Origin of the sequence: Streptomyces sp. NPDC021096 (genome assembly GCF_040641275.1) — a bacterium.
Lineage (GTDB): Bacteria > Actinomycetota > Actinomycetes > Streptomycetales > Streptomycetaceae > Streptomyces.
Genome location: NZ_JBFADG010000002.1, coordinates 292,633 through 315,211 on the forward strand (window position 1 = coordinate 292,633; position 22,579 = coordinate 315,211).

Here is a 22,579-nt window from a genome sequence, read left to right on the forward strand (position 1 = left end):
TCCCGGTCTCGGTCTATGCAGCGGCTCTCTCCAACCTGATGGTGGAGACGCCGCAGCTGATCGAGACCGGGGTTTCTGCTCCCAGTTCTTGCTGCTCGGGGGTGGGGTATGTCGCCGCATGGTCGGCGAAGTCTCGATGGGCCTCCGCCGTACGGACGGGAAAGCCGCCAGACCTCTGAAGGGATCAAAAAGAGTGGGGTGGTTATGCCCTGATCAGCAGTCTGTCGATGCCTCCGAACCCGGTGACACCACCCCGAGCCGGGGGAGAGCTGCTGAGCCGCCGGTCGGTCTTGGCCGGTCGGCGGCGGGGCAGGGCGTGGGGGCGAGGGGTCAGGGTGTGGAGGTGAGGGTGGGCCAGAGGGCGGTGGCGGTGAGGGGGCGGGCCAGGCGGCGTGCCCAGTAGGTTTCGTCACCGTCTTCGTCGCGCCAGGACCACAGGCGGGTGGTGGCGAGGTGGAGCGGGTTGAGCTGCGTGATGCCGATGGCGCCGTGGAGTTGGTGGGCGATGCGGGCGATCTCGGCGGCCGAGGCGGAGGCCTGGGTCTTCGCGGCGGCGATGGCGACGTGTGCGGCCGGGCTGCCGAAGTCCAGCGGGGCGGCGGCCTGGACGGCGGCGCGGACCAGGGCGGTCTCCTCGATCAGCCGCGCTTCTTCCTGCTTGACGGCCTGGAAGCGGCTGAGCGGACGGCCGAACTGGGTGCGGGCGGTGGTGTGGGCGACCGTCAGGTCGACGCAGCGTTCGGCAGCACCGGCGATCAGGGCGGAGCGGGCCAGGGCCGCGCGGAGCCGGGCCTCGTCGAGCAGTTCGGGGGAGATCCGGCGGACCCGCGAGGCGGGGATCTCAAGGGCGGCAAGGTACAGGTCGTCGCGGGGTTCCTCGGCGAGGTTGCCGCCGGGGGTGAGGACGGCCTGGCTGGGGGTGAGGGTGAACAGGACTGGGCCAAAGGGGGCGGCGGCCAGCACGACCACCGCGGTGGCGGCGCGGGCCCATGGGACACGGCGCAGGGTGCCGGTGACCAGCAGGGTGTCGTCGTCGCCCAGGCAGCCGGCCGAGCCGACGGCGGAGGCGGCCGGGTGGGCGTAGCGGATCGTCAGCTCGGGGGCGATCGCGTAGCTGAGCGGGCCGCCCGGGACAGGGAGGCCGACGCAACGCAGCAGGGGGCGGGCGACCAGGGCGGTCTCGGCGAGAGGGGCGGGGACGGCGCGGTGTCCTGCTTCCCGGGCGGCGGCGAGGAGTTCGGCGGTGGAGGCGTCCTCGGAGGGGAGGGCCACGGCGTCGGGGGCGGTGGTGTTGGCGACCGTGGCGATGGCGTCCGCAGCGGCGTGGAAGGCGGTGGTGTCGTAGGCGTCCGCGGAGATGACGGGGGCGCCGGTGTCGATCGTGTGGGTGTTCATCAGTGCTGCTCCAGACCTCGAGTGATGATGCCGCGAAGGATTTCGTTGGTGCCCCCGCGCAGGGTGTAGCCGGGGCTGTGCAGCAGGGCGAAGGCGAGCAGTTCGGGGTGGCTGCCGGGGGTGGCGTGCGGGTCTGCCGGGGTCGGCAGGATGCTGCGGACGGTGTCGACCAGCGCGCCCTCCAGGCGGGTACCGAGGTCTTTGACCAGGGCGGCCTGGGTGTCGGGCGAGTGTCCGGCGTCCAGGGCCGCGGCCACGCCGAGGGACAGTCGGCGGATGCTGTGCAGGCGAGCCGTGAGGATGCCGACCTGGGTGAGCTGTTCGGCCGTGGCCGGGCGCTGCTCCAGTTCGCGGAGCAGGGAGACCAGCAGGGGGAAGGTGGACAGGTAGCGTTCCGGGCCGCTGCGTTCGAAGGCGAGTTCACCGGTGACCTGCTTCCAGCCACTGCCCTGCTCCCCGAGCAGCATGCCGTCGGGGACGTCGACGCCTTCGAGGTGGACGGCGTTGAAGCGGTGCTCGCCGCTCATCAGGTGGATCGGCTCGATGCGTACGCCCGACGCGCGCAGGTCGACGATGAACTGGCTGAGCCCTGCGTGCTTGTCCTCGGCGTCGTCGGTGCGGGCGAGGACGATGGCGTAGTCGTTGACGTGGGCGCCGCCGGTCCACATCTTGGTGCCGGTCAACCGCCAGCCATCGGCGGTGCGTTCGGCGCGCGTGGCGACCGAGGCGAGGTCGGAGCCGCTGTTCTTCTCGCTCATGCCGATGGAGAAGAAGCACTGCCCTGCGGCGATCCGGGGCAGGAAGAAACGGCGCTGCTCCTCGGTGCCGTGCTGGAGGATGGACGGGCCGGCCTGCCGGTCGGAGACCCAGTGGGCGCTGACCGGGGCTCCGGCGGCGAGCAGCTCCTCGATCACCACATAGCGGTCCAGGAACCCGCGGCCTGCACCGCCGTACTCGGTGGGAAGGGCCATGCCGACCCAGCCGCGCTCGGCGAGGCGGCGGCTGAAGCCGGGGTCCCAGCCGGCCAGCCAGGAGTCGGGGCGGCCGAGCACGGTGCCGCGGGCGCGCTCCTCGTCGACAAAGGCGCGGACCTCGGCGCGGAGCCTGCGGGCCGATTCGGGCAGGGCGACATCGGGGAATGCGATCGGTGAAGGCGTCGAGGTCGGTGAAAGCGTCGAAGGCGACATGGCTCATTCGCTCCCGGGTTGGTGAATTGATTGATGCATTTCTTTGCGTTACGGAGCTTCGTTACGGAAATCGGTCAGCCCGTGGGGTGCAGCAGGGAAGGGTCGAAGCCGGCTTCGCGGAGCACCTCGTCGGTGTGCTGGCCGATGCCCGGGCAGGGCCGCAGCTCCGGCTCCGGGTCGGCCGAGTAGCGCACCGGGCGGCCGATGACCCGGTAGCGGCCCTCGGTGGGGTGTTTGGCCTCGTACAGCAGGCCGCCCTCTTGGGCGTAGGCGGTGGTGGCGGCGGAGGCCAGGTCGAGCACGGGGGCGGCGGCGATGCCCGCCCGGTCGCAGAACGCCTGCCACTCGGCGCTGGTGTGCCGCGGCGTCAGCCCCGCGAGCAGCGGATAGAACGCGTCGGCGTTGCGGGCCCGGTCGGGGCCGGTGGAGAAGCGCGGGTCGGCGGCCAGTTCGGGGCGGCCCACGAAGGAGGTGAAGTCCCTCCAGTTGCGGTCGCTGTGCGGCAGGATGCACATCCAGCCGTCGGCGGTGCGCAGGGCTCGGCGCTGCGGGCTGAGCGAGCGGGCCGAGCCGAAGGCTCCATCGGCCTCCAGGGCGGCCGCTCCCAGGTGCTCGACCAGGTTGAAGGCGAGCATGGTGTCGGCCATCGGGACCTCGATGTGCTGTCCGGTGCCGCCGTGCTCCCGGTAGTGCAGCGCGGCCAGTACCGACTGGGCGATCTGCATGCCGCAGATCTTGTCGGCGAGGACGGTGGGAACGTAGTGCGGTTGGCCGGAGACCTGGTGGTTGAGCCAGACCAGGCCGCTGGCCGCCTGGATGATGTCGTCGTAGGCGGCGTGCGTGCCGTAACGGCTGTCGCTGCGGAAGCCCTGGGCATTGGCGTAGATCAGACCGGGGTTGACGGCCGCGGCCTCGTCGTAGCCGAGGCGGAGCTTCTCCAGGGCCTGCGGGCGCAGGTTGGTGATGAAGACGTCGGCGGTGCGCAGCAGGGCGAGCAGGGCGTCGCGACCGTGCGGGGCCTTGAGGTCGATGGCGGCGCTGCGCTTGTTGCGGTTCAGGTTGAGTGCCGGGCCGCCCATTCCGGGGTGGCGCCGCGGCGGGTAGTGGCGCGTCATGTCGCCGGTGGGCGGCTCGACCTTGATCACGTCCGCGCCCAGGTCACCGAGTTCCTTGGCGGCGTACGGGGCCATGATCACGCTGGCCAGTTCGATGACGCGGACTCCGGCGAGGAGTCCGCGGCCGGACGGGGCGCTCGACTTCTCGGGCATCTTGCGGTGCCTCCTGGGGTATCGGGTGGGGCGGGCGAACGGAGGTGCGGGGGTCGCGACAGTGGCGGGTCCCGGAGAAGTGGCCTAGCGCCACTGGAGCGCGGCAGACCCGAGCGGGGAACGTCGGCCGGCCTGTGGGACCGTGCGCCCGCTGTACGCGAACGGTGTCGCCGGTTCGGTGAGCGGGCCGAAGTCGGTCTCGGTGGTCGACAGCGCGGCGAACGGCGTGCGCCCGGGCCGGGGCAGGTCGAGTACGTCCTCCCGTGCAAGCAGCCCAAGTTCCTGCACCCAGTGGCAGACCCCGGCCAAGGTCACGCGGATCCGCCAGGAGCCGCCCTCGGTCGCACGCCGGCGCAGGACCGTTGCCACGGCGGCGGCCCCGAGGTAGGCGGCGAGGTAGTCATTGAGCAGGTACGTCGGCGGCAGCGACGGCCGGTCGGTCCACTCCTCGATGGCGAATCCAGCTGCTGAGCAGGCGAGTTGGTCGAACCCGCCGCGTTCGCCCCAGGGTCCTTCGGCGCCCCAGGCGTGGTATTCGAGGGTGATGAGTCCGGGGCGGCGCCGGACGAGTTCCTCGGTCGACGCCCCGTGCCGGGCAAGTCCCCGGTAGGCGTGCACGAAGACGTCCGCTTCCTCGAGCGCGTCGTGGAAGGCCGCACGGTCGTGATCGTCGCGCAGGTCGCAGTAGGCATTGCGCTTGCTGCCACCGGTCATCGCGATCATCGGGATCGGGTCGGGGCGGTCGGGACGCGACAAGTGCAGCACGTCGGCGCCGAACTGGGCGAGGAGCCGCGCCGCGACGGGACCTGCGATGACATGGGTGAGATCGAGCACCCGTACGCCCGCGAGCGCCTCATCGGACTCACCGATCGGCTCCAGCGGCCGGACCGGTCCGTCACCGACGCGTTCGATCTCGACGACCGGACGCTGGGCCACGTACCGCCCGGCGGGGTGCGCGAGCCACTCGTCGCGGGTGCGCACGACGCAGGCGGCGCCACCCCGCGCGCAGATGGCCTCCTCCAGCGTGAAGGCGTCCCACTCGGCCGTGGCCTGCGCGATCCCCACCTTGTCGAGCCCGCACCTGAGCACGGAGCAGACCGCGTCCCGCAGATGCGGATAGGTGGTGATGATGAAGATCCACCGGCCGTCGCGCGCCCGGTAGAAGTCGTTGTTGCCGAGCAGCGTCGGATCGTCGAGCAGAGCGCCGATCGGGCGCCCCGAGAGCGTCGTGTGATACGTGGCCATGAGCTGGTCGATCGCGGCCCCGGCCTGCACCTCCACCTTCTGGTGCGGGTGACCGCGCTGTTCGCCGACCGCCGCCGTCTGCCGCCCGAAGACACCGATCGCGGCGGACATGGCATCGGCGAGGCGGTGCACCGAGGGCACCAGGGGATCGGCTCCGACGACGGTGATGTCCTCGGCTCCCCGGGCCGGATCGGGGTCGCCGAGGGTGTGCAGCAGCCGGGAGAGCATCTCGCCGACAGAGGTCGGCGAGATCGTCCCGGTCGTGGTCAGCGTGTGCGAAGTCATGCCGGGATGCTCGTTCCCAGCGCTGCACGAGCGCCCGGATTCACGGATATCCGTGAATCGATGCGGATGTCACGTCCGCCTCTCCTGGATGTGCGCGAGCAGCCGGGCCGCCGCCCGGTCCAGGCGCAGCCGCTCCGAGCGGCCGCGACGCCGGTGCGTCAGAACGAGGGCGCCCGTGACGACGGGGCCGTCAGTGACGGGGATCGCGAGCGCGCTGACCTCGGGATCGGCCAGACCCTCGCTGCGGCTGATGCGCGACGCGCGGATAGCCGGAAGAGCGCAGCGGAACTCCGCGACCGCCTCGGCGTCATGACGGGCGAGCTCGTCGAGCAGCCCGTGGCGCTCCGCCTCGTCGGTGAAGGCCAGCAGCAGCCGGCCTGCGGCGGTGCGCAGCAGCGGCCGGGCCATGTGCTCGTCGGCAAGCGGCAGGAGGCGGGGGATCTCGTCCTCGCCGCCGCGCGCGAGGTGCACGGCGTCGAGCCCCACCCGCACCGTGAGCAGCACCGGGGTACCCGCGACGCGGCTCAGTTCGTTGAGCTCGGCCTGACTGATCCGCGGGACGACCCGGCCCGCGATGAGGTTGAGGACATGCGGGGCGGGCCCGAGCCTGAAGCGCCCATGTCGTTCCAGCAGAAAGCCGGTCGCGGCAAGGCCGTTGACCAGGTCCTGCACCGAGCTCGCCGGCGCCCCGACCGTCCGCGCCAACTCGGCCACGGTCACCCCGCCCGGCTCCCGCGCGGCGGCGTCCAGGATCCACGCGACCCGGTCCACCGTACGGTGACGCCGCCGTCGGCCGTGCTCGCTCATCCCGCCCCACCTTGTCCTTCTTGTACGCCGCCGGCCACGAGCGCCGACACGGCCCGTCATCCTTTCCCGCCCCACCCCGACGAGCAAGCCGTGCCCGGCCCCGCAGACGTCACAAGACCGGCAGCAGAAGGTGGTTCACGCAAAGGCGGAAGGACCGTCTCCGGGTCGAAGTCGTCCGCGAAGCGATTCCTCACGCCTCCCCTTTCGTGCCGGCGCACACTAGCCCAGCTCCTCGAGCATGCCCTCGTCATCGACCAGCGGCTCGGACCGCTTCCATCGTGCATGTGCTGATGTACGCATCGAGATTCTCCGCACAGGGAAGAGTGGAAAGGGAACAGGGGGGCGGGGTGGCGAAGTCGCCGATGGCGTGGAATACGGTGGCCGCCTCCTTCAGGAGACCGCCCGAGCCGGTACTCCTCCCCACGGGCGTACAGGGGCAGGAGAAGCAACGGCGAGCCGAGCGGCGTCTTGGAGACCGACTAGCGGGCGAAATCCATCGCGACCGTCCGTCGGCCGAGATACGCCGAGCCCGGACCGACCTGGAGCACCCGGAGCATCCGGTGCCATGCCTCACGGCTGAACCCATCCCGCCGGTCCGCCGCTTCCAGCAGTCCCCACGGCCCGTGAGGGAGGAGGAAATCCGCGCCGGCGGCGGGGCCACACGATGCTCCGGAGAGCGTCCAGGGCCGTGACCACGTCTACTGTTCGTACGCCCAAGCGCGGCCGGTCTGCCGGTACTCCTCGACGGGGATCGGCTCGATACCGGGCCGCATGCGGGCGGTGTGGAGCAGGCCGTCGAGGTGGTCGATCTCGTGGGTGACGAGCCGGGCGAGGCCGCGCTCGTACACCGTGGTGATCTCGGTGCCGTCCAGGGCGGTGGGCGTCACCGTGATCGTCAGGGGGCGGGGGACGATGCCGCGGACGTCGAAGAAGGACAGGCACCCCTCGTACTGCTTGTCCGTCTCCTGGGAGCGGGCGGTGATGCGCGGTTGACTTGGGCGATCGGGGCCGCGGTGGGGTCGGTGGGCTGGACGACGGCCGCCGCCCGGGCGATGCCGGTCTGCGGGGCCGCGATGCCCATGCCCTTGGTGAAGGGATGGACGCGCGCGATCCGCTCCACGGCGGCGAACAGCGTCTCGATGGTCTGCTCGGCGGTGTCTTTGCCGTCCGGCAGGTCGAGGGGGCGGGTGGCCTCGGCGAGGACGGGGGCGCCGTACTGGACAACGCCGAGGTCACACATCTGCTCGCTGGGGCGCACCGCCGTCACCTGAACTCCTCGTGAATCGCGTCGTGTTCGCTCTTCGCACGGGAGCGCCATTCGAGAAGGTACCGGGCGTGGAGGGCCGGTGTGGAGGTCGTCCAGGAGAACAACCTGGTCCCGTTCTCGTCCCGCCGCACGGGCGCGGTCCGCAGCGGCGACGCCTCGCCGGTCGTCGACGTCTCCGTCCCCCGGACGACCGGGTCGAGCACGGCGGGGAAGGTCAGCTGGACTTCCAGGTGCTGGGTGGACAGCTGTACGGCCCGCTGGAACCACCGGCCCCACTTCTCGTCCCCGACGCTGTAGGCATGCTGGGAGCGGCAGTGTTGCGGTGCGGATGCCTGCTCGATCACGGCTCGCGGCTGGGAAGGGTGGTGGACGCACCATGGTCCCGGCCCTGGCACCCCGGGGGTCCGAGGGATCGGCTGCGCTCAGACCGAACATCAAGACACCCAGGGGTAGATGGACCGACGGAACATGTGCGATGCCGAGCACGACCTGCACCGAGGGCTGACAGCGTTCCGTTTCCCCTCGTACACGCCCGACCTCAACCCGGCCGAAGGCATGTGGGCACACCTCAAGCACAGCCTCGGCAACCTCGCCCCCTGCGGCACCGACGAACCCACCGTACCGGCCCGCACCCGCCTGAAACGGATGCAGTACCGGCCCGGCCTGCTCGATGGCTTCATCGCCGGGACCGGACTCATCCCGGCCCCGTCATGACGTCACGCCGAACCGAAAACCTCAGTAGCGGCCCGCTCGAACGCTTCAGGGTCAGGGCGGCGATCGCCCGCCCAGGCGACGATGCCGTCAGGTCGGACCAGCACGGCACCCAGTCCGAGGTCGTTCTTCGCCGGCCCGGCCGCATACCGTATCCGGCTCTCCCAGCCCATCGCTGAAGCGTGCAGGCGTCGGTCGGTGCTGAAATCAAGTGCGACGCCTCGTCCGTCCTGCGTCAGGTCGCCGAGACGAGTGCCGTCTTCGAGCCGGAAGTCCGGGGCGTTGCGGCCGACCAGCGGGTGCTCGCTGCCGAGGTCGTAACGGATCGATGATCCCGACATCCTCTCGAACACGTAGGTCGTTCCGTCACGGGTCCCGATCAGGTCGCGGATCACTGATTGGATCGCCTGGCCGTGCGGGTCCGGCTTCATGACCGCCACCTGGGCGCGCGACCAGTTGAGCACCGCTGCGCCGATCGGATGGCGCTCGTGGGTGTACGTGTCGAGAAGCCCGTCGGGCGCATGCCCGTGCACGGTCGCCGCGAGCTTCCACCCCAGGTTCATGGCGTCGCCGAGGCCGGTGTTGAGTCCCTGCCCGCCCAGGGGGGAGTGGATGTGGGCGGCATCGCCCGCGAGCAGAACGCGTCCTTGCCGGTAGGTCGTCGTCTGCATCGCCCGATCGGTGAAGCTCGAAGCGAGATGGACGTCGCTCAGTGTTACGTCGGTGCCGGACACGCGGCGCAGCACCGCCTGGAGATGGTCGCGAGTCGGCTGCTGCGAGCGGTCGAACGCGCCACCGTCGAAGTCCATCATGCCGATGGGCCCTTCCGAGGGCATCCGGATGTACATGCCCGTCGACGTCAGGTTGAATCCAGGGCGCAGCTTCTCGGGGTCGGCGATGGTGGCGTGCATGGTGTAGCCGGTGAACTGCGGCTCGGTGCCGACGAAGTCGAAGCCCGCGAGCCCACGCACCGTACTGCGTCCGCCATCGCAGCCGACGATCCAGCGTGCCGCGTACTCGTCCGCGCCGGCTCGCGCGACCGCGCTCTCATCGTTCTGGGCGATGGCCGAGACCGTGACGCCGTGCTTGATTTCCACTCCGAGCTTGGCTGCCTGCTCGGACAGCACCGTCTCGACCGCTTCGAGGGTGGTCAACATCCCCTCCAGCGCCGGGCCGGGAAGCCGGAACGGCAGGGCAGTGACGTCGACCTGGTCCGGATCGAGCCTCATGCCGGCGAAGTGACCACCGCGCAAACGATGCGATGGCTTGTCCGCTTCGGGGTTCGCGCCGGAACCGTCGTTGACGCCCGACGCCGTCAGCAGCGGCTGCAGCATCCCGCGGCGGTAGAACGCCTCGACCGACACGGGGGACAGGCCTCGCATCCCGAGCGGTTCCGCCCGCCACGGGGAGCCGGGCCCGGGCTCTCGCTCGAGCACCAGGACAGAGCAGCCCGCGAGGCCGAGCTCGCAGGCAAGGAACAGACCCACCGGGCCGGCGCCCACGATCACTACGTCATGCATGAGAGATCCCTTTCACAGACCTACTGCCGGATGGGCACCCGGCAGGACCTCTGGAAAGGTGCCCGACCTCACCGACATCGGACCGACAGCCCCCGATATGTCACCGACACGACAGCTCCACCGCCCGATCACCCTGCTCAAAGCACCGATCAGCCAGGACCCACCTCGCCCGTATCCCGAGCCGGGCAGGCAAGAGGCAGAGCTCTGCAGACAGGCACTCAGCTTGGTTGGGGCGCGGGTGAAGGTTCCGGAACCCGCGGCTGACGCGGGCGGGGTGAGCCGGCCGCTCGCAGATTGAGCGATGCGGGTCGTAGCCTGTCATGACCAACCCAATGGTGGGAATTGTCGAACGGAGCAGGCACGCCGGACATAGCGGCCGACGCGCACGGCGGCAGCCGGCGCGAAATGACCGTCGCCGGGGCCGTCCAGGGAATCGGTGCCGCCGCGGCGTGGCGTTTCGCCGAGGAGGGCGCCAAACTCGTTCTCTCCGATCTTGGCCCCGATGCGGCCGAAGTTGCGGCAGAGATCGCGGCGACCCGCCCGGACTCCGACGCCATAGGAATCCAGACCGACGTCACCGACCCCGCGGCCTGCGACGCACTGGTCGCCGCCACTCTCGAACGGCATGGACGGCTTGACGTGCTGGTCGTCGCGACCGCCGTGGTAACGCCGAAGTCCCTTCCCAAAGATCTCGATCCGGCCGAGTGGGACCGGGTCATGAGCTTCAACGCCAAAGGTCCGTTCCTGCTCTCGCGCAGCGCCATCCCGGCCATGACCGCGCCGGGCGGCAGCATCGTCTACGTCCACTCGGCCACGGCGCAGACGGGCGTGCCGGAGCGCGCAATCTACAGCGCGTCCAAGGGGGCGCTCGGCGCGATGTTCAAGAGTCTCGCGCTCGAACTCGCACCCGACCGGATCACCGTCAACGGGGTCGTGCCCATGCACGTCGACGCCCCGCTCAACGCCGCCACCCTTCACACCGCGGCGGAGCTGGTCAAACTGCCCAGGTAGTTGACGTCGCTGCCACCGATGGTGACCGTGACCAGTCGGGTGTCGGCGGTGACCGCCGAAATCTGCGGCGGCCGGCCGTGCTGGCCGGTGGTGAGGATGTTCGCGGTGGCGCCGCTGCAGGTGACATCGGTCAGCGCAAGGCCGAAACGGGCCGCGACCTTGCTGGCGTAGTTGTCCGCGGAGCGCCCGCACGCCGCCGGGCTGCCGGGCTTGGTGGGAGTGATGCCGGGGCCCGCGGCGAACGAGCTGCCCATGGCCACGTACTTGGCGCCCCTCGGTACGCCTGCTGAGGTTGCCTGCGCCTGTGCCTGGAAGGCGATGGCACCTACGGCCACTGATGAAGCGACACCGATCAGGACCACCTTCCGCGGGGCGCTTCCCCGCCTGCGCCCCGGTGCGGTGTGTCCGACGTCGACGAGGGCAGTCCCGCGCGCTGGCGCAACGCCGCCGCGCCCGGCCTGTGTCTGACCGCAGAGGACAGGGTGGGGTTCATGTACGCCCGTCCCTGCGCGAACCGTGAGACGCAGCTGTGGTGGAGGAAGTCCCGTGAGGTCTCCGAGAGGCACTGGCAGGCGCCTGGCCCGTCGGTGCGCATCCGCTCCGCCAACGGCGACTACCTCGCCCCCTACAGCTCCCGAGACCGGTCCAACCTCTACCTGTTCCCGGGCGACCGTCCCAACAGCGCGCAGCTCTGGGACATCCGGTACACCGACTACAGCGACAATCTGGTCAAGCTCGTCGAGCACAGAACAGGCAAGTGCGCCGACGTCAGGGCCAACGACCGCGCCGGACCCGGATCCGCGGCAGTGATCTTCCGCTGGGGAGACGCCCGGACCAACAACGACAACACCGGTCGCCGCTGGCGCGCCGAAAGCGACAAGGACGGCAAACCCCGCTTCCGCAATGAGGCTACCCACCTCTGCCTCGCCGCCCCCACGCCCGAAGGCGGCGGGGACCCCGGCGCAGAGCGCAGGGGCATCGTGGACGAGTGCGCCAACACTCCTCAGCAGTGGTGGACGGTGGAGCGGGCCTGACCCCGCTCGGTCCGCACTCCCGCTCAGACCCGAACCCGCCCCGCAATCGACGCGGCAAGCAGGCGAGCTGGCAAGCAGGCGAGCAGGTAAGCAGGCGAGTTGGGCGCGTGGCTCAGGCCCTCCTTCTGGCGGACCAGCAGACCAGGTCTTCGGGCCGTGCGGTGCCGGTCACGATGGATGCGCCTTCGTGGCCGGCCACTGCCACGCTATCCGGCGTCGCGCGGCGACAGCCGCCGTGTAATCCGGTCGAACAGTTCCGTCAGCGGCTCGCCGATGTCCCGCCCGAACTCGGTCAGCCCGTAGGTGACCTGGGGCGGCGTCGTCGGCTCGACCTCCCGCCAGACCAGGCCGTCTTGGACCAGCGCGCGCAGCGTCTGGGCGAGCATCTTCTCGCTGATGCCCCGGATGCTCTCGCGCAGCTCGTAGAACCGCAGGTCGTTGCTCCGCAAGGAGATCAACACCCAGACGCCCCACCTGCTGGTCACATGGTCGACCACATCCCGCGCGGGGCAGTCCGTGTGAAACACGTCATATCGCTCTCCCGCCTCGGGCTGTCTGGGCTGCGCGCTTCCCGTCACGTGGGGAGCTTACCTAGGGGTATGTCCTTACCAGAAGTTAGCCCGGTCCCTAGCGTGAAGGCCGCCGAGGACGTCGAACAAGGAGCTGATCATGATCGTGGTGACCGGGGCTACCGGGAATGTGGGACGGCCGTTGACGCGGGCGCTGGGCGAGGCGGGCCAGCAGGTGACGGCGGTTTCGCGGCACGCGGCGGCGGTGCCGAACGGTGTCCGCCATGTGGCGGCCGACCTGGCCGAGCAGGCCAGCCTCGAGCCCGTGCTGGCCGGGGCGGAGGCGCTGTTCGTACTGCTGCCTGGTGATATGCACGCCGCCGGAGCCAGCCCGGCCTCCATCATCGGTGAAGCTGCTGCCAGCGGAGTTCGCCGGATCGTCCTGCTCTCCTCGCAGGGCGTGGCGACCAGGCCCTTCGGTCCGACGCGGATCGCTCTGCGCGCGGTGGAGGACGTGTTGCGGGAGTCCGGTCTCGAGTGGGCCATCCTGCGGCCGGGCGGCTTCGCCTCCAACGCCCTGTGGTGGGCCGAGTCCGTCCGCGCGCAGCGGGTCGTCGCCGCTCCCTTCGGCGACGTCGGGGTGCCGATCATCGACCCGGAGGACATCGCCGAGGTCGCGGCGGCCTGCCTGCTGGAGGACCGGCACGCCGGCGGCGTGTACGAGCTGACCGGCCCGGAGGTCATTACGCCGCGCCGGCAGGCGGAGGCCATCGCCGCCGCACTGGGCTCGCCAGTGCGGTTTCACGGCCTGACCCGCGACGAGGCCAAGACCGCCATGGCCCGGAGCATGCCGGCGGAGCTCGCCGAGGACACCCTGGACATCCTCGGTTCCCCGAGCCCGGCCGAGCTGCGCGTCAGCCCGGACATCCAGCGGGTCCTCGGCCGAGCCCCGCGCCCGTTCGCCGACTGGGCCGCCCGCAATATCGCCGCGTTCCGCTGAGACCGGTCGGCGCCGCTGTCACTGATCGGCGTGCCGGCGGATCACTGCCGGTAGTCGAGGAACCTGGCCCGAAGTTGACGTTGGCGTTATGGCCCGGGACGGACACTTCAGATGGCTCACTTCGTGCGCTGCTCGTTCAGCAGGCTGACGACGGCGCGAACGATGTCGTGGCCGAGTTGCTGACCGGGCCCGGAACGGCGTGCCCGTTGACCTCCATATCCGTGATCCCGTGCACGCTGGTCAACAGCAGTGCTGCGAATGGACGGGTGTGCTGTGCGCCGACCAGATCGCCGACGATGGCGAGGAACTCGTCCTGGGCGCGTCCACCTCACCCGGCAGCCGCACCGTCCCGGCGAAATCATCGACGGTCTCGAGTGACCCTCGGGATCGTCGCTGCGTGGGCGTGGACAGAGCGTGACGGAGCGTTTCGGGGCGTGCAGCGCGTGGGGATCGGAACGCCCTGGTGCCCGCAACCGCACCACCCGCCCGAGTGCGCCGGGCTCGGAGAGGCCGGTTTTCGTCGCCAGTGGCTGGGAATCGTCGTTGCGGTGGGATTGCTCGGGACGGTGCACTCCGTCGGTCCCACCGGCTTGGCCCATGCAGTCCATCAGTCGTTCCTTGGAGAGGCGCGAGGCCCTGCCCGCTGCAACTGATCGGAGGAGCTCATTGCCTGCTGCGAAGGCCGGGAAGCGGTCTGCGGCCCGCTCCTTGTGTCCAGGCCCCTTTTGTGGCCAGGACGGAGCAGCTCATGTGAGTGTCTTCGGCTGCTTCGAGCAGGATTCATCCGGTTTGCTCTCTCCCGGTCGGCTGCTGGAGGTGCTGTGCCAGGCGGGCATTTTGCCCGACGACCCGAGGATCGCTGAGACCATCGCCAATCTGCACCGCGCCCGCCCTGCCCGGTTACCGGCCGAGCCGCTGCTGCTGACCGTGGAGGAGTTCGCAGCCGCCACCCGGCGCAACCGAGCCATCATCGAGCGTGCCGCCCGCGGGGAACTCGCAGTTCCTGACTTCCCGGCGCTGGTGGACGACCTCCAGCGCATCTACCAGGAGGTCCGCGCCGATCGGACCGGTGCCGTCGCCGAGTACATCCCCCAGCTCGCGCGGGTGGACGCGGACCAGTTCGCCATGTCGGTGTGCACGGTGGACGGACAGCGTTTCTCCATCGGCGACGCGGGCGTGAACTTCTGCCTGCAGTCGGTCTCCAAGACCGTGAGCTACTGCCTCACCCTGGAAGAGCACGGGCCCGACACCGTCCACCGCCATGTGGGACGGGAGCCCAGCGGGCACGGCTTCAACGAGCTGACCTTCAACAAGGCCGGGTTGCCGCACAACCCGATGATAAACGCCGGGGCCATCATGAGCTGTGCACTCATCCAGCGCGGCCTGGATGCCGCGGACCGCTTCGACTACGTGGCCGAGACCTGGAAACGCCTCGTCGGCGGGCGCAGCGTCGGCTTCAACAATTCTGTCTACTTGTCCGAACGCAATACTGCGGACCGGAACTTCGCTCTTGGCTACTCGATGCGGGAACGCGGCGCCTTCCCACCCGGCACCGATCTCCTGGCCACCTTGGAGTTCTACTTCCAGTGCTGTTCGATCGAGCTCAATGCACAGCAACTGGCCGTCGCGGCGGCCTCCCTGGCCAATGCCGGGGTGTGTCCGTTGACGGAGGATCCTGTGTTCTCCGCCCAGACGGTGCGCCACTGCCTGTCGCTGATGTCCTCGTGCGGCATGTACGACTTCTCGGGTGAGTTCGCCTTCACCATCGGCCTGCCCGCCAAGAGTGGAGTCTCCGGTGCCTTGATGCTGGTCGTGCCTCAGCTGATGGGCATCGCCATCTGGTCGCCTCGACTGGATGCCCAGGGGAATTCGGTGCGCGGGATCGAGGTCTGCCGGCGCCTGGTCGACTGCTACAACGTGCACACTTACGACCTGCTCACCGGCACCGGTGCCGAGACCTGCAAACGCGACCCCCGCTTCAAGCGTCAGCAGAGTGCCATCGAGGGCATCGTGGGCCTGTGTTTCGCCGCCAGCCAGGGAGACCTCAGCGAAATCCGTCGCATGGCCGCCTGCAACGTCCCCCTCGGCGCCACCGACTACGACGGACGCACCGCCCTGCACCTGGCCGCGGCCGAGGGGCACCGGGAAACCGTGGAATTTCTGCTGTCCGTGGGAGTCGACCCGAAGCCGGTGGACCGCTGGGGCGGGACGCCCTTCGATGACGCCAACCGTTCCGGTCACCGGCAGCTGGCCCAGTTGCTCGCCGATGCCGCCGACATGCCTGGCCGGGCCGGAGGCCGGGCTCAGGGCCAGTAGGCCCGGCGGAGGGCGACGAGGACGGGCAGCAGTTCGGTGGCCGGCGGCAGGCGCCGGCCGCGTGCGGTGACGATGTCCCACGCGTGGCCGTCGGTACGGTGGGCCGTCCCCAAGGTGATGGGACGGGTAATGTCGGTGACGTCATGAAAGACGACGGTGTCGCCCTGTGCGCTGGCATGGTAGGAGCGGCCCATGCACCGGATGGCGGTGGGCCGGGCGGTCACCTCCGCGATCTGAAGTATCCGACCGGCGTCGACAGAATGTGCGCCGTCCATGGATTCCCCCTGCGGGACATCGCCTCCGGGATTCATTGATTACCCTTTGCAGCATAGGAATTATGCCTCGTAATGGTAGTGATGCGGGGTGGGCTGACACGAGAGCGCTCACACGACAGGCTGTGGACATAAGGAGCACATAGCGCTGAGAGGGGCACATAGGGGGTATGCGCCGGCGCATGATTCTCGCCTCACTCCGGAGTGGACCACGCCTTATCGGACGAGCCTTTCGGACTCCGGAGCGGGGCATTGCCGGGGTCGTGAAAACAGCCCTTCCACAGACGTCGCAATGTGACGATGGGCAGGTGGCGCGGGCCGCGCAGGACCAGGCTCTAACTGGTACGCGAAGAAGTCCTCGAGCAGGCGGGGATCGTCGAAGCGGCGCAGGAGCGTGTTCAGCACGAACTGCGGACGAGCGGCTGCGTGAGCAGTTCGAGGGGGTGATCTGGCGGTTCCGCACCGGCGGCCAGCTCGTCGATGAGCGACGCGATCCTGGGATCGCGGGGGTCGGCCTCGGCGCGCAGGGCCGCGGCGGTCTGAGCGGCGATCTCCGGCCAGTCAGGGGTGCCCTCGGTGTCCGAAGGCCGTACGGGATCCGGAGCGGCGAGCGCGAACATGTACGCGGAGGTGTCGGCATCCAGCTCCGGTGCCCGCGCGAGCGCCCGCAGCACCTGCGGTGACGGGCGCGGTCGGCACCCTGTTCCAGCCGGGTCAGGTACGGCTCGCTGATACCGGCCAGCCGGGCCAGCTCGTCCCGGTGCAGCCCCGGGACCCGGCGTCGGCCGGATCTGGGCCGAAGCGGCTCTTACCCGCGGCGACCAGGGCGCCGCCACAGCGCGCCGCCCCGAGTCCCTGCACTCCCTCGTCGATACCTACGGCGACAGCGTCCTCCCGCTGCGCCTCGACGTCACTGACCGCGCGGCCGTCACCGCTGCCGTGCAGCGGGCCGTCGACGAGTTCGGCCACCTGGTCTGGCCGCCTTCCCCACCCTCGGGCTGTACAACGCCTCCAAGTAGGCGCTCGAGGGGATGAGCGAAACGCTCGCCCAGGAAGTCGGCCCCGCTCGGCATCCACGTCACGATCGTCGAACCCGGCCCTTACGCCACCGAGTGGTCCGGCACATCCGCGGTACACACCGAACCCATCGCCGCGTACGAGCCGATCCGCGAGGCACGCCGGGCCGGCCGCCACCGCCCGCGCGCCCCAGGATCCGCAGGCGACCGCCGACGTAGGGACGAGGCACTGAAACAGGTCGAACACCCGCAGTCGCACCCCGCCTACGCCGCCGGGGAGCTCGTGGACAGGCATCGGCCGGTTGCCGGCACGATGCACGATCGCCCGGCAGTGGGCCCGGTCCGCCGAGGCCCCCGGCCTCGTCTTCTGTCCCGTTGTCCCGTCATCGTCAGCTCGTCGAGGCGATCAACGCCGCGGTGCCGAGGAACACCACTACCGCCCCGGCGACACCACAGAGCACCGCCCCCACAGCAGCTCCTGACATGTCCGTCCCTTCCATCGCGGTTGGGGTGATGCGGGGACGGGTCGCTGACTCGTATGGACTCTGGGCAGGGCGCCCCGGCGGCTGAGGTGTCGGCGCGCTCATGCTGAGAGGGCCGCGGGTCCACGGAGACTGAAGGCTGTTCTGCCGGACCCCGAGCGCCGATGGCCTCATTTTGGGGGTTGGCCCGTGAGTTCGCGGCGAACGCGAGTGTCAGATTGCCCGCCCGAGCTCACGGCGGTCGACACGCTGCGCCGTCGTTACGGCATCGAACAGCTCACCCCCATGAGCCATTCGTGAGACAAGTGGCACGCGGGCGGCAATGCGCGGCCGACCCACGTCCACTCGGACGACCAGTACACCTGCACCGTCGCGCCCGGCCGGACCGTAGCGGCCACGGGGTTCGTCGACTCGGATTCGCCTGCGTTGTCCTGTGCTGGAGGCGGCGGCTCCCGTGCGGTGGAGACTGTCCAGTACGCCGATCACCGCCGCTCGCTGATCGTTTACGACGACGCCACCGTCCTGCATCTCGCGGGCGTCACCCTCACCAGGCTGTCGGGACGGGTCGTGGAGGGCCGCGGTGAAGGACGGGCCGCGCAGCGGACCGTGATCGCGCTGCCCAGTCAACTGCCCACGGACTGCTTGGCCTCCGGCCTCCGGAGCAGCAGCAACGGGGTACAGCTGGAGATCCAGCCGTGACGGCCGGAGCCCGCAGTGCTGATGTGGTGGTCGGCAACGGAGTGCTGGGGCTGTCCGTGGCCGTGGAGGTCGCACGGCAGTCACCGGGACTGCGTGTGGTGGTCGTGGGTCCGCCGGGGCGGCCGATGGCGGCCACTCCCGCGGCCGGAGCGATGCTGAACTGCTTCGGCGAAGTCACCCGCTACACCGCCCGCCACCCTGCAGCCCGGGCCCGTTTCGCCCTGGCCCGCCGGGCACTGGACGCCTGGCCCCAGTGGCTGGAGATGCTCGCCGACTTGGCCGGCGCTCCCGCGGGCCGCACCCTGCTGGCCTCGCATGCCCAGGGCACCTACGTCCTTCTCGGAGCCCGGTCGGGAAGGGTCGCGACCGACAACTTCCAGGCGATGCGACGAGCCCTGACCGACCATGGTGAGCCCCACGAGATGGTCGACCCCCGGGAGGTCGACGGCCTGGCACCCCGCAGCCAGGCCCGTCCGCTGCTCGTACTGCGCCTTGACCGCGAGGGTTACGTCGATGCCCGTGCCCTTCTGGCCGCCCTGGAAGCGGCCGCCGTCAACCTGGGCGTGCGCATGGTGCCGGACACCGCACGCGAGCTGCTGGCCCGTCCCGGGGCGGTGACCGGGGTGCGGCTGGCGGGCGGCAGCACACCCTGTCCGCCGGCAGCGTCGTCCTGGCCGCGGGTGCCACCAGCGGCTCCCTGGCCGACGGCGTCCTGCCCCCGGGCGCGGTACCGCCCATGCTCTACGGCACCGGCGTGTCCCTGCAGGTGTCCCGCACTGCCACCAGCGGCCCCGGATCGCGCCACGTCCTGCGCACCCCCAACCGCGCCGCCACCTGCGGCATCCACGTCGTCCCCCTGGCCACGCCCGGCCACCAGTACATCGGCGCCACCAATCTCATCACCACCACCCCCATCACCGGGCCCGAACTCGGCTCCACCCACACCCTCATGCGCGAGGCGTGCGAGCAGATCGACCACACCCTGGCCTTCGGCCGCATCCAGCACCTGATGTCAGGCTGCCGCCCCATCCCGCTGGACTGTTTCCCTCTCCTCGGTACCTGTTCCCTGTCCGGTCTGGTCTTCGCCACCGGCACGTACCGCGACGGCTTCCACTACTCACCTGTCGTCGCCCGCCACCTGGCCACGGTGCTGCTCGCATCTCCCGGGGCCGACGCCGGTCCGGACGCAGACCTCGACGCAGATGTTGCCCACTTCGCTCCCGAACGCCCACCCATCCAGGTCATGACCCCCGCCGAGGCGATCACCGACACCGTCCAGCACACGGTGGACACCATCCAAGAACAAGGCATGCATATGCCGTTCTGGCTCGACTGCACCCCCATGGAGGACTGGGTGCGCGGGCGCGTCGACGACCTCTCAGCCAGGCACCCAGGAAGGCGTCGGAGCCATACAGGGATCACATGCCGGGTCGGATTCGAGCTCGGCTTCCAGGAGCCGGCGGTCGGCGCGGAGCCGACCCAGGTCGCGAGGTGGAGCGGCCGACCGCCGCGTAGGTCATTGACTCCCGGCCGGGGCGGGCCGTGGGAAACTGTTGGCGCGGACCACCAAGACCGCGACAGGCTCCCGTCCCGCACCGGCCTATCTGAGCGATCTTCGACGAGATCCGGACGCGGTCCCTGGCGTGGCCTGACAGAACATTACGGATCGTGGAAGTTGGTGCACACCTGCTTTTGCTCCGGTGTGTCGGCGGCCAGTTCTGCGAACGGGCGGCCCCCACCGAGTAGATCCTCTCCCCGCCGGCCGAGCGGACGTCAGACGTGGGCGTGGGCGGTGAGCGTGTCGAGGAAGGCCGCGGTGAGCGGGTCGGGCGCGGGGCGGGTGTAGGCGCACAGGATGCGGCGTACGGGCGGGTCGGGGCAGAGGCGGCGGTCGGTGAAACCGGGCGGCAGGAGGTTGGCGGGAACAAGGGCCGGGCCCAGTCCGGCGGCCGCGAGGAGCGGCGCCGCGGCGGTCTGCTCGGTGCGCACGGCGATGCGGGGCTGGAAGCCGGCCGCGGCGCAAGCGGTGTCGAGCACCTCGGCGAGGCCGTTGCCGGGGGCGTACTGGACCCAGGCTCTGTCAGCGAGGTCGGCGAGGCGTACGCGGCCCCGGTCGTCGGCGGGGGCCGGCTCCGCCGCGGGCAGGACCACCACGAACTCCTCGGTCCCCAGCTCCCGTACGGGCCCCTCCCAGTCGTGCGGTACCGGTCCGACGGCGAGGTCGGCGCGGCCGGCGGCCATGGCGTCCCGCAGGTCCCGGGCGTGCGGGAACTCCAGCAGGCGGATGCGGACCCCGGGGTGGCTGCCGTGCCAGGCGCGCAGGACCGGGGGGAGTACCCCGAGCGTGATCGAGTAGACGGTGGCGAGCAGGATCTCGCCGCCGTCGAGGCCGCCGGCCCGGCGCGCGGCGCCGCGCGCCCGCTGGGCGTCGGCGAGGGCGGCGCGGGCGTGGGGGAGCATTGCCCGGCCCATCGGGGTGAGGCGTACCGAACGCGGCAGGCGCTCCAGGAGAGGGCCGCCCGCGATGCGCTCCAGCGCCCTGACCTGGTTGGACAGGGTGGGCTGGGAGACGTGCAGCAGTTCGGCGGCGCGCGTGAACGACCCTGTGTCGACGACGGTGACCAGGTACTCGAACTGCCTCAGCGTTGCCATTCACTCATGCTATGGCAGAGGTAGAAAGGAAGTCTTGGACCTATGGCGGCGGTCCGCCGACGATGAGAGCACGTCGGCCCCCCTCCGGTGGGCGGCGATCTCGCGATCTGCAAGGACTCCCTCATGACCATCGAAGCCGCTACCGCAGCCTCTACCGCAGTCACCGCCGCAGCCTCCGCCCGGGAGGCGCTCGACGCGAAGCGCCTCGTCATCGTCGGCGCCGGTTCCCGCGTCGGCCGGAGGCTGGCGCAGACCGCCTCGGCCGCGGGGGCCGAACTGGTCCTTGCCGGACCCGATACCGCCAGGCTCCAGGCCACGGCAGCCACTCTCTCCGGGCCTGCCCTGATCCAGCACACGGACCTGGCCGACGAGGATTCGATCGCCGAACTCGCCGCGAGGGCCGGCTCCTTCGACCACCTTGTGTCGACCGCTGCGATGCCCGCCAACGGGCCGGTCGCGCAGCTGGAGATCGCCGCCGTGCAGCGGGCGTTCGCCGCGAAGGTGTTCGGACCGCTGCTGCTCGCCAAGCACTTGGCCGCGCAGGCAGGCGAAGGCGGCTCCTTCACCTTCTTCTCCGGCGTCGCCGCCTGGCGGCCCATGCCCGAGCGGGTGGTGACGGCCACCACCAACGGCGCCCTCGCCTTCCTGGTGGAGGCCCTCGCCGTGGAGCTGGCACCGCTGCGCGTGAACGCCGTCTCGCCCGGCATCGTCGACTCCGGGGCCTGGGACGGCCTCGGCGAAGGCAAGCAGGATTTCCTGCGGCAGGTCGGCGAACGCAACCCGGCCCGCCGCACCGGTACGCCGGACGACCTGATCAGGGCGGTGCTCTACGCCTTGGCCAGTCCGTTCGTCACCGGCACCGTCCTGCACGTCGACGGCGGCGGCCGGCTCGCCTGAGCCGTGGGCCGAAACGCCTCTGAGTCTTGCCCCCTCACCTCCCACCTGCCCCGAGGAACACCACCATGCGCTACAAGACGCCCCTCATCGCCTGTTCGGTCGCAAGCATGATCCTGCTGACCGGCGCGACCGCTGCCCCGGCCACCCAGCACGGCCACAAGGGTGACCCCACCCGCCTGATCGACCGGACACCCGGTCTCGTCCGCCCCCTGTCGCTGACGGTCGACGGCTCGCTCAGCGAGCGCAGGGCCCGACAGGAGGTCCGGCTCGCCCAGCTCCTCTACACCTTCTGGAACACGGGACGCACGCAGTACCTGGACGCCGCCGTCAGCGCGGACTTCCAGGACAACACCCTCCCGGCCGGCCGGCCGCAGGGCCCCGCCGGACCGGCCTTCGCCTCGAAGAACTTCCGCGCCGTCGTTCCCGACCTGACCTGCGAGCTCTCCGACCTCCTGATCACCGGCGACAAGATCACTGCGAGGCTCGTCTTCCGCGGCCACTTCACCGGGACGTTCAACGGCGTCCAGGGCAAGGGGCAGAAGGTGGATTTCAACGCGATCGACATCCAGCACGTCGGCAAGAACAAGATCACCGAGGACTGGCACATCGAGGACAACCAGACCCTCCTCAGCCAGCTCGGGGTCACCCGGTGAGCACCGACGGCCTGCGGAAGGTTCTTGTCGTGGGCCCGGTACTCGTCCCGCGCGCAGGCCAGCAGGTTGACGCCGTACCTGGCCGGCACGCCGGTCGTGCCGTGGATGGGGTGGGACTTGGCCGCGGTCATGCTGCCGGCCTTCGCATGGATGCTCCGGGCCTGGTTGTAGGCGGCGGGACTGATCTGGACCGGGTTGCCCGCGCGGGGAAGCAGCACGCGGCGCTCGTCCTGGACAGGGTTCACCTTGTCCGGGCCGGCCGCCGGATGGCCGCTCTCGGCGCCGGCGCCGCATGAGGGGGATCGTACACTCGCCTCTATGGGGAAAAGCTCACGTGTGGGCGGAATCGGAGT

General features: G+C 70.4%; 23 protein-coding genes and 3 pseudogenes. 11 read left to right on the forward strand and 15 right to left on the reverse strand.

What is annotated here, in order from left to right:
- Positions 1-330 precede the first annotated feature (330 nt).
- From AB0G59_RS04970 to AB0G59_RS05005, 8 genes are all read right to left on the reverse strand, one after another.
- A complete protein-coding gene (locus AB0G59_RS04970; RefSeq protein ID WP_360908103.1) occupies positions 331-1,395 on the reverse strand; it encodes an acyl-CoA dehydrogenase family protein in 1,065 nt (354 codons plus the stop codon).
- On the reverse strand, positions 1,395-2,582 hold the full coding sequence (locus AB0G59_RS04975) for an acyl-CoA dehydrogenase family protein (RefSeq protein WP_360908105.1): 1,188 nt from the start codon (positions 2,580-2,582) through the stop codon (positions 1,395-1,397). Before AB0G59_RS04975 ends, AB0G59_RS04970 begins: the two co-directional genes overlap by 1 nt.
- Positions 2,583-2,656: 74 nt before the next feature.
- Positions 2,657-3,850 (reverse strand): CoA transferase, encoded by a 1,194-nt coding sequence (locus AB0G59_RS04980; RefSeq protein ID WP_360908107.1) that lies wholly within the window; start codon positions 3,848-3,850, stop codon positions 2,657-2,659.
- Positions 3,851-3,934: 84 nt separating this feature from the next.
- The gene (locus tag AB0G59_RS04985; protein WP_360908109.1) at positions 3,935-5,380 is read right to left on the reverse strand and encodes a CoA transferase; all 1,446 of its coding nucleotides are present in this window, start codon (positions 5,378-5,380) and stop codon (positions 3,935-3,937) included.
- A gap of 69 nt (positions 5,381-5,449) precedes the next feature.
- Entirely contained in the window at positions 5,450-6,187 is a 738-nt protein-coding gene (locus AB0G59_RS04990) for a helix-turn-helix domain-containing protein (protein WP_360908111.1), read from the reverse strand.
- Positions 6,188-6,885: 698 nt separating this feature from the next.
- On the reverse strand, positions 6,886-7,170 hold the full coding sequence (locus AB0G59_RS04995) for a peptide deformylase (protein WP_360908628.1): 285 nt from the start codon (positions 7,168-7,170) through the stop codon (positions 6,886-6,888).
- Positions 7,083-7,454, reverse strand: a complete 372-nt coding sequence (locus tag AB0G59_RS05000; RefSeq protein WP_360908630.1) for a peptide deformylase — start codon at positions 7,452-7,454, stop codon at positions 7,083-7,085. Before AB0G59_RS05000 ends, AB0G59_RS04995 begins: the two co-directional genes overlap by 88 nt.
- Complete coding sequence (locus AB0G59_RS05005) at positions 7,451-7,798, reverse strand: hypothetical protein (RefSeq protein WP_360908113.1); 348 nt, start codon at positions 7,796-7,798, stop codon at positions 7,451-7,453. Before AB0G59_RS05005 ends, AB0G59_RS05000 begins: the two co-directional genes overlap by 4 nt.
- Before the next feature lie 124 nt (positions 7,799-7,922).
- Here AB0G59_RS05005 and AB0G59_RS05010 point away from each other — a divergent pair, with 124 nt between their 5' ends.
- Positions 7,923-8,168 carry a transposase gene (locus tag AB0G59_RS05010; RefSeq protein ID WP_360908632.1) on the forward strand — a complete coding sequence of 82 codons (246 nt, stop codon included), beginning with the start codon at positions 7,923-7,925 and terminating at the stop codon, positions 8,166-8,168.
- Between the two features lie 2 nt (positions 8,169-8,170).
- On the opposite strand, the gene AB0G59_RS05015 is transcribed toward AB0G59_RS05010, so the two are convergent.
- A complete protein-coding gene (locus tag AB0G59_RS05015; protein ID WP_360908115.1) occupies positions 8,171-9,685 on the reverse strand; it encodes an FAD-dependent oxidoreductase in 1,515 nt (504 codons plus the stop codon).
- 342 nt (positions 9,686-10,027) lie between these two features.
- Here AB0G59_RS05015 and AB0G59_RS05020 point away from each other — a divergent pair, with 342 nt between their 5' ends.
- Entirely contained in the window at positions 10,028-10,696 is a 669-nt protein-coding gene (locus AB0G59_RS05020; RefSeq protein ID WP_360908117.1) for an SDR family NAD(P)-dependent oxidoreductase, read from the forward strand.
- On the opposite strand, the gene AB0G59_RS05025 is transcribed toward AB0G59_RS05020, so the two are convergent.
- Entirely contained in the window at positions 10,660-11,031 is a 372-nt protein-coding gene (locus AB0G59_RS05025) for a GDSL-type esterase/lipase family protein (protein ID WP_360908119.1), read from the reverse strand. The genes AB0G59_RS05020 and AB0G59_RS05025 overlap by 37 nt on opposite strands.
- 66 nt (positions 11,032-11,097) lie before the next feature.
- On the opposite strand from AB0G59_RS05025, the gene AB0G59_RS05030 reads away from it, so the two are divergent.
- Entirely contained in the window at positions 11,098-11,730 is a 633-nt protein-coding gene (locus tag AB0G59_RS05030) for an RICIN domain-containing protein (RefSeq protein ID WP_360908121.1), read from the forward strand.
- Positions 11,731-11,936: 206 nt separating this feature from the next.
- Here AB0G59_RS05030 and AB0G59_RS05035 read toward each other — a convergent pair whose 3' ends face one another.
- Positions 11,937-12,308 (reverse strand): helix-turn-helix domain-containing protein, encoded by a 372-nt coding sequence (locus AB0G59_RS05035; RefSeq protein ID WP_360908123.1) that lies wholly within the window; start codon positions 12,306-12,308, stop codon positions 11,937-11,939.
- Between the two features lie 91 nt (positions 12,309-12,399).
- On the opposite strand from AB0G59_RS05035, the gene AB0G59_RS05040 reads away from it, so the two are divergent.
- Together AB0G59_RS05040 and glsA are read left to right on the forward strand one after the other, a co-directional pair.
- The gene (locus tag AB0G59_RS05040) at positions 12,400-13,239 is read left to right on the forward strand and encodes an NAD(P)H-binding protein (protein WP_360908125.1); all 840 of its coding nucleotides are present in this window, start codon (positions 12,400-12,402) and stop codon (positions 13,237-13,239) included.
- Between the two features lie 750 nt (positions 13,240-13,989).
- The gene (gene glsA / locus AB0G59_RS05045) at positions 13,990-15,555 is read left to right on the forward strand and encodes a glutaminase A (protein ID WP_360908128.1); all 1,566 of its coding nucleotides are present in this window, start codon (positions 13,990-13,992) and stop codon (positions 15,553-15,555) included.
- On the opposite strand, the gene AB0G59_RS05050 is transcribed toward glsA, so the two are convergent.
- The 3 genes and pseudogenes from AB0G59_RS05050 to AB0G59_RS05060 form a co-directional block, all read right to left on the reverse strand.
- Positions 15,543-15,830, reverse strand: a complete 288-nt coding sequence (locus AB0G59_RS05050; RefSeq protein ID WP_360908130.1) for a hypothetical protein — start codon at positions 15,828-15,830, stop codon at positions 15,543-15,545. The two genes, glsA and AB0G59_RS05050, sit on opposite strands and share 13 nt — an antisense overlap.
- Before the next feature lie 395 nt (positions 15,831-16,225).
- Positions 16,226-16,501 carry a hypothetical protein gene (locus tag AB0G59_RS05055; RefSeq protein WP_360908132.1) on the reverse strand — a complete coding sequence of 92 codons (276 nt, stop codon included), beginning with the start codon at positions 16,499-16,501 and terminating at the stop codon, positions 16,226-16,228.
- A pseudogene (locus AB0G59_RS05060) lies at positions 16,478-16,614 on the reverse strand (helix-turn-helix transcriptional regulator); the annotation flags it as partial. The gene AB0G59_RS05055 and the pseudogene AB0G59_RS05060, both read right to left, overlap by 24 nt.
- 2 nt (positions 16,615-16,616) lie before the next feature.
- Between AB0G59_RS05060 and AB0G59_RS05065 the strand changes: the two are divergent.
- The 4 genes and pseudogenes from AB0G59_RS05065 to AB0G59_RS05080 all read left to right on the forward strand — a co-directional run.
- On the forward strand, positions 16,617-16,862 hold the full coding sequence (locus tag AB0G59_RS05065) for a hypothetical protein (protein WP_360908634.1): 246 nt from the start codon (positions 16,617-16,619) through the stop codon (positions 16,860-16,862).
- A gap of 922 nt (positions 16,863-17,784) precedes the next feature.
- Positions 17,785-18,024, forward strand: coding sequence for a hypothetical protein (locus AB0G59_RS05070; RefSeq protein ID WP_360908134.1), 240 nt, complete (start codon positions 17,785-17,787; stop codon positions 18,022-18,024).
- Positions 18,025-18,050: 26 nt separating this feature from the next.
- A pseudogene (locus tag AB0G59_RS05075) lies at positions 18,051-18,647 on the forward strand (FAD-dependent oxidoreductase); the annotation flags it as partial.
- 8 nt (positions 18,648-18,655) lie between these two features.
- Positions 18,656-19,870: pseudogene (locus tag AB0G59_RS05080) on the forward strand (FAD-dependent oxidoreductase); the annotation flags it as partial.
- Here the strand turns inward: AB0G59_RS05080 and AB0G59_RS05085 are convergent.
- Positions 19,798-20,676, reverse strand: coding sequence for a LysR family transcriptional regulator (locus AB0G59_RS05085; RefSeq protein ID WP_360908137.1), 879 nt, complete (start codon positions 20,674-20,676; stop codon positions 19,798-19,800). The pseudogene AB0G59_RS05080 and the gene AB0G59_RS05085 overlap by 73 nt on opposite strands.
- A 123-nt stretch (positions 20,677-20,799) precedes the next feature.
- Between AB0G59_RS05085 and AB0G59_RS05090 the strand changes: the two genes are divergently transcribed.
- Both AB0G59_RS05090 and AB0G59_RS05095 read left to right on the forward strand, forming a co-directional pair.
- Complete coding sequence (locus tag AB0G59_RS05090; protein ID WP_360908139.1) at positions 20,800-21,573, forward strand: SDR family oxidoreductase; 774 nt, start codon at positions 20,800-20,802, stop codon at positions 21,571-21,573.
- A 65-nt stretch (positions 21,574-21,638) separates the two neighbouring features.
- The gene (locus AB0G59_RS05095) at positions 21,639-22,226 is read left to right on the forward strand and encodes an ester cyclase (RefSeq protein WP_360908141.1); all 588 of its coding nucleotides are present in this window, start codon (positions 21,639-21,641) and stop codon (positions 22,224-22,226) included.
- Positions 22,227-22,579 lie beyond the last annotated feature (353 nt).

What these genes read in the sequence shown, in the direction of transcription:
- AB0G59_RS04970 (WP_360908103.1), bottom strand. Translation starts at nt 1,395, where the DNA reads ATGAACACCCACACGATCGACACCGGCGCCCCCGTCATCTCCGCGGAC.
- AB0G59_RS04975 (WP_360908105.1), bottom strand. Translation starts at nt 2,582, where the DNA reads ATGTCGCCTTCGACGCTTTCACCGACCTCGACGCCTTCACCGATCGCA.
- AB0G59_RS04980 (WP_360908107.1), bottom strand. Translation starts at nt 3,850, where the DNA reads ATGCCCGAGAAGTCGAGCGCCCCGTCCGGCCGCGGACTCCTCGCCGGA.
- AB0G59_RS04985 (WP_360908109.1), bottom strand. Translation starts at nt 5,380, where the DNA reads ATGACTTCGCACACGCTGACCACGACCGGGACGATCTCGCCGACCTCT.
- AB0G59_RS04990 (WP_360908111.1), bottom strand. Translation starts at nt 6,187, where the DNA reads ATGAGCGAGCACGGCCGACGGCGGCGTCACCGTACGGTGGACCGGGTC.
- AB0G59_RS05010 (WP_360908632.1), top strand. Translation starts at nt 7,923, where the DNA reads ATGTGCGATGCCGAGCACGACCTGCACCGAGGGCTGACAGCGTTCCGT.
- AB0G59_RS05015 (WP_360908115.1), bottom strand. Translation starts at nt 9,685, where the DNA reads ATGCATGACGTAGTGATCGTGGGCGCCGGCCCGGTGGGTCTGTTCCTT.
- AB0G59_RS05040 (WP_360908125.1), top strand. Translation starts at nt 12,400, where the DNA reads ATGATCGTGGTGACCGGGGCTACCGGGAATGTGGGACGGCCGTTGACG.
- AB0G59_RS05050 (WP_360908130.1), bottom strand. Translation starts at nt 15,830, where the DNA reads ATGGACGGCGCACATTCTGTCGACGCCGGTCGGATACTTCAGATCGCG.
- AB0G59_RS05085 (WP_360908137.1), bottom strand. Translation starts at nt 20,676, where the DNA reads ATGGCAACGCTGAGGCAGTTCGAGTACCTGGTCACCGTCGTCGACACA.
- AB0G59_RS05090 (WP_360908139.1), top strand. Translation starts at nt 20,800, where the DNA reads ATGACCATCGAAGCCGCTACCGCAGCCTCTACCGCAGTCACCGCCGCA.
- AB0G59_RS05095 (WP_360908141.1), top strand. Translation starts at nt 21,639, where the DNA reads ATGCGCTACAAGACGCCCCTCATCGCCTGTTCGGTCGCAAGCATGATC.